Source organism: Dokdonella sp. (genome assembly GCF_049593775.1).
Lineage (GTDB): Bacteria > Pseudomonadota > Gammaproteobacteria > Xanthomonadales > Rhodanobacteraceae > Dokdonella.
Genome location: NZ_JBAWHJ010000362.1, coordinates 1 through 5,357, shown reverse-complemented (window position 1 = coordinate 5,357; position 5,357 = coordinate 1). Strand labels below are relative to the sequence as shown.

Sequence of the window (5,357 nt, the reverse complement as noted above, 5' to 3'; positions counted from 1 at the left end):
GCACATCCCCGCTCCCGACTTCGTACCCGCGCATGCCATTTCTGGATCTCCTGACATCGGAGCGCGTGCGAACGGATCTTGTCGTCGCTGACAAAACCGAGCTGCTCGCGGAAATTTCTTCACTGCTGGCAGACGACAGCGGCAATGGCAGCGATATCCGTGAAGCCCTGCTGGCTCGCGAGCGACTTGGTTCAACCGGGCTTGGCCGTGGAGTGGCCATACCGCATGGCCGCATCCCCGGAATCGAAAAAGCGCGTGCCGTATTCATCAAGCTGCAAATGCCTGTCGATTTTGGTGCGGTGGACGCCGAGCCGGTCGATCTCATCGCCGGGCTGATCGTTCCTGCGCATTTCACCGACCAGCACCTTCACCTGCTGGCCGAACTGGCCGAGATGTTCTCCAACGACCAACTCACCACCGCTCTGCGCCAAGCGGACAATGGCAGCGTGATGATCACGGAAATGGCAGAATTCGCGGGCAACAGACTCAGGGAATCCGCATGGACAGACTGACTTCGCGCCAACTCTACGACGCTGTCGGCGAGCGCATGCAACTGCGCTGGGTCGCGGGGTTGCGCGGCGAAGGCCGTGCCATCGAGCCTGGCGACAAGAAATCCCGGCGCCCCTCGCAGATCGGGTACCTGAACATCATCTACCCGAACAAGGTGCAAATCATAGGCACCGAGGAACTGTCCTACCTCGACGGACTCGATTCGCGGCAGCGCTGGGAGACCATCGAGAAGATCATGGCGTATCGCTCGATCGCCCTGATCGTGACCAAGGATCAGGCGATTCCGGGCGATCTGCGCGATGCCGCCGAGGAATCACAGACGCCGCTGTGGATAAGCCCCAAGCGCGGCCACGAGCTGCTCACCTATTTGCAGTACCACCTTGCTCGCGGACTGGCCCGCCAGATCACCCTGCATGGCGTTCTCATGGAGGTCAATTCGATCGGCGTGCTGATCACCGGGGAAAGTGGTACCGGCAAGAGCGAGCTGGCCCTGGAACTGATCACGCGCGGCCATCGCCTGGTCGCCGACGATGCGCCCGAGTTCACCCTGATCGCGCCCGATGTCATCGATGGCACGTGTCCGGAAATGCTTCGTGACCTGCTCGAAGTGCGTGGCCTTGGCGTGCTCAACGTGCGCGAGATGTTCGGACACACCGCCGTCAAGCCCTCGAAATACCTGCGTCTTATCGTGCACCTGCAACCCATGACTCAAAACGGCGCCGATGACGAGATGAAACGCCTGTATGGCGATGTCGGATATCGCGAGGTGCTGGACGTACCGATTCCGCAGATCGTCATCCCTGTCGCCTCCGGTCGCAACATCGCTGTGCTCGCCGAGGCCGCCGTGCGCAGCCACATGCTGAAGTCGAAAGGACTCGACCCGGCCCAGACCTTTGTCGACCGTCAGGCGCATCAGTTGCGCCGCCTGCCCCCGTGGTGAAACGATGAGCAGCCCATCCTCCAACGCCGCCAAGATTCGCCTGATCGTCGTCAGCGGCCTGTCCGGCTCCGGGAAATCGGTCGCACTGCGCACGCTTGAGGATCTCGACTACTACTGCGTCGACAACCTGCCCAGCGCCCTGATGCCGGCATTCGTGCGCGCGGTATCCGAAGACGCCAAGGACATGCACCCGCGCCTTGCCGTCGGCGTTGACGTGCGCAACCGCGCTGATGACCTGAATCGGCTACCGGGAATTCTTGCCGGGCTTGCCGAAGTCGGCATTGCCTACGAACTGGTATTCCTGGATACGCGCGACGAAGTGCTGATCAAGCGCTATTCGGAAACGCGCAGGCGCCATCCGCTTTCCGGTGACCAGCTCGGCCTCGCCGATGCAATCGCGCTGGAGCGCAAGCTGATGCGCCAGGTCGCCGCCATTGCCGACCGCGTAATCGATACCAGCGAACTCAACGTGCACCAGTTGCGCCGCCTGGTCATCGGCGAACTGGGAATGAAAACCGGTTCGATGACACTTCTGTTCGAGTCCTTCGCCTACAAGCACGGCGTGCCACCCGATGCGGATTTCGTCTTTGATGCCCGCTGCCTGCCCAATCCGCACTGGAATCCGCAGTTGCGTCCGCTGTCCGGTCGTGACGCACCCGTTCGCGAATGGCTGGATAGCCAGCCGGATGTCGTCCTGTTCCGCGAGCATCTGCAGGGTTTCCTCGATACCTGGCTATCCCGGTTCAAGGACGAGGGACGCAGCTACGTGACCATCTGCATCGGTTGTACCGGCGGCCGCCATCGTTCGGTCAACCTCGTCGAACGCCTGGCAGAACATTTCCGCGAATCCTTTACGCAAGTGCTGAGTTATCACCGTGAACTGGAATAGGCATGAGTGAACCGGTCGATCGCCCGCCGAAGCACGGAGTCGGGTACCCTGACATGCAGTTGATCAGGCGCGTTTCGCGCTGCGGGAATTTCCAGGCATGAGCGTCGGCGTACTCCTCTTGACCCACGAAGCCATGGGCGCGGCCCTGGTCAGCGCTGCGCGCCACGTGCTGGGCAAATTGACGCTGCCACTCGATGTCATCGAAGTAGGTTCGAGTGCGGACCCGGATTGCATGCTTACCGAGGCAGCCCGGCACGCGCGAGAACTCGACGCCGGCGAAGGTGTTCTCGTACTCACCGATCTGTACGGCGCAACGCCATGCAATGTCGCCCAGCGCCTGCCAGCCCTGGGTTTGAACATGCATTGCGTATCGGGGTTGAATCTTCCGATGCTGTTGCGTGTATTGAACTATCCCGAACAACCACTGGACGAACTCGCGCAGACTGCGGCAAGCGGCGGACGCGGAGGAATATTCATCGATCATGCTTGAGCGCGAAATCACCATCAGCAACAAACTGGGCCTGCATGCACGCGCCTCGGCAAAACTCGTGCAGACCCTGCACGGATTTCAGTCGACGATCTTCATGGGCTACCGCGGCAAGGAAGTGAACGCAAAAAGCATCATGGGGGTCATGATGCTTGCCGCCGGGCTCGGCGCCGTGCTCACCCTGCGCGTAGACGGCCCTGACGAGGAAGCCGCCATGGCCGCCCTGGTTGATCTGTTCGAACGCAAATTCGACGAAGGCCAATAGCACTCGCTCCAGTGCGAGCTTTGCAGCCGGAGCGCTGTGGCCAGGAGCATCCGGTAAATGGCAGGCTGTTGAAATTCGCTCAGGCGAACGAGAGACAAGGCGAAACGGGCCGAAAAGCGCGGTTTGCATGCGGTAAATGAGCATTTTGAGGCACATTCTGCTGCGCTATCGTGCCAACTGAGTAGAATTTCAAAAGTCTGCTAGGGAGAAGGAAAAGGCGTGCGACAAATACTCGAAGGCAATGGTGCATCGCGCGGAATGGCGCTCGGACGCGCACGCCTTGAGCAACCCAGTCGCTACCTCGTTGACGAATCGCGCCTGGAGTCGACCGAGGTCGACGAGGAAATTGAGCGCATCGATGAAGCGCTTTCGATTGCCAGAACGGAACTGCACGTACTTCGCGACAAACTCGAAGGTCCGCTGGCCCGGGAAGTCGCCGAATTCATTGATGCGCACAGCCTGATTCTCGAGGATCCCGTATTCATCGAGGGCTTGCACGACCTGATCCGCAAAGGCCGATACCATGCCAGCGCCGCGCTAAAGATGCAGCGCGACAGCCTCGTCGCAGTGTTCGAGGCGATGGATGATCCCTACCTGCGCAGTCGCAGGGAGGACATCGAGCACGTCATCGGCCGAGTCGAAGGTGCCCTCAATCGCGAATCCAGCGTCGAGGAACGCAAGCTTGCATCGCGCGTCGGCGAAATTCTTGTCAGCGACAGCGTTGCGCCCTCGGAAATGGTGCAACTGGCGGAGCATGGTGCACTCGGCTTCGTACTGACAGCCGGCAGCACGCTGTCCCACAGCGCGATCCTCTCCCGCTCATTGCGCCTGCCCATGATCGTGGGGTCGCATGAAGCGCTCTCTCATCTGCAGGATGGCGACCTGCTGCTGATCAATGGCGACAGCGGCCAGGTCATCGTCCACCCGACGGCGCAGGATCTGGCCAGCTTCCGACAATGGCAGCGAGATTCCGCCCAGCTCGAAAAGCGCCGCGAGCGCTTGCGCAATGTCGATACGCGCACCCGAGACGGCGTCGTCATCAAGCTCTAAGCCAACGCCGAACTTCCTGGCGAAGTAGCCCAGGCGCGGGCCTGCGGCGCAGCAGGAATCGGACTCTACCGCACGGAGTTCCTGTTCCTGCAACGCAAGGATGCACCCGGTGAGGAGGAGCAGTTCCTGGCTTACCGCGATCTCGTACTCGGCATGGGTGGACTGCCCGTCACGATCCGAACGCTTGACCTTGGCGCCGACAAGGCTGACAGCGCCGGACTCGTGCTGAAGGACGAGCCCAATCCCGCCCTCGGAGTGCGCGGGGTTCGCCTCTCCCTGCGAACTCCCCAGCTCATGCATACCCAGCTTCGCGCGATTCTGCGCACGACGAACTATGGGCCGGTGCGCATCCTTGTGCCCATGGTCAGCTCGATCGAGGAGATCGTGACCGTCCGGAAAATGGTCGATGAATGCGCAAGGCAACTTCGGTCCGAAGGACACCAGATTGCCGACCGCTTTGAAGTCGGCGCGATGATCGAAGTGCCAGCGGCCGCGATTGCCCTGCCCAGCCTGATTCGCAAGCTCGACTTCGCCTCGATCGGAACCAATGACCTGGTCCAGTACACCCTGGCTGCCGATCGCAACAACAATGAACTCGGCAGCCTCTACGACCCGCTACACCCTGCGGTGCTGCGCTTGATCGCCCAGATCATCGCGGTCTGCAAGCGCGCCGATCGACCGATAACCTTGTGCGGGGAAATTGCAGGCGACATCAACTTCACGGCCATGCTGATCGCCCTCGGCCTGACCGAATTCAGCATGCAACCCGGCCTGCTGCTTGAGGTTCGCGAAGTCATCAACACCCTCGATCAAGCCAGCCTGCGCAAGTTGGCGCCGAGCCTGCTGCGCGCCTCCAGCCGGAACGGAATCCTCCGTGTACTTGAGCGCATGCGTGTGAATACCCCTGCAATCGTGGAAAATGGCGACTCTGCCCCTGCCAGCGCGTAGCGGTGCCGTGATCCAATCCGGGCACTGCCCGGCCAGGACCGGGTGAGCCATGCTTCATTCATACCGCAGTTGCCTCCACTACTCCTGCTTCCATCCGATTCCACTCCTACATGACAGCCAATCCCGAAGCCCTGATCAACCCTGATGTCCTGGCAAGCAGCGACGAGATCGCAGCCCGATTCAGGCCTCGCGCACCCTTTCGTCACGTGGTCATCGACCAGTTCCTCGATGCTGGCTTCGCCGATCGGCTACTTGCCGAATTCCCATC

5 protein-coding genes and 1 pseudogene are annotated in these 5,357 nt (G+C 61.1%); all 6 read left to right on the top strand.

Annotation, left to right across the window (positions count from 1 at the left end):
- Window positions 1–512, top strand: a 512-nt coding sequence (locus WBP53_RS12445; protein ID WP_423929382.1) for a PTS sugar transporter subunit IIA, incomplete at its 5' end; no start/stop codon positions are given.
- On the top strand, window positions 500–1,450 hold the full coding sequence (gene hprK, locus WBP53_RS12440; RefSeq protein ID WP_423929380.1) for an HPr(Ser) kinase/phosphatase: 951 nt from the start codon (window positions 500–502) through the stop codon (window positions 1,448–1,450). The genes WBP53_RS12445 and hprK, both read left to right, overlap by 13 nt.
- 4 nt (window positions 1,451–1,454) lie before the next feature.
- A complete protein-coding gene (gene rapZ, locus WBP53_RS12435; RefSeq protein WP_423929378.1) occupies window positions 1,455–2,339 on the top strand; it encodes an RNase adapter RapZ in 885 nt (294 codons plus the stop codon).
- A gap of 97 nt (window positions 2,340–2,436) precedes the next feature.
- Window positions 2,437–2,829 (top strand): PTS sugar transporter subunit IIA, encoded by a 393-nt coding sequence (locus WBP53_RS12430; RefSeq protein ID WP_423929376.1) that lies wholly within the window; start codon window positions 2,437–2,439, stop codon window positions 2,827–2,829.
- Window positions 2,822–3,091 carry an HPr family phosphocarrier protein gene (locus WBP53_RS12425; protein ID WP_423929374.1) on the top strand — a complete coding sequence of 90 codons (270 nt, stop codon included), beginning with the start codon at window positions 2,822–2,824 and terminating at the stop codon, window positions 3,089–3,091. Before WBP53_RS12430 ends, WBP53_RS12425 begins: the two co-directional genes overlap by 8 nt.
- A gap of 219 nt (window positions 3,092–3,310) precedes the next feature.
- Window positions 3,311–5,089 (top strand): annotated as a pseudogene (ptsP, locus tag WBP53_RS12420) (phosphoenolpyruvate--protein phosphotransferase).
- Window positions 5,090–5,357: the final 268 nt, after the last annotated feature.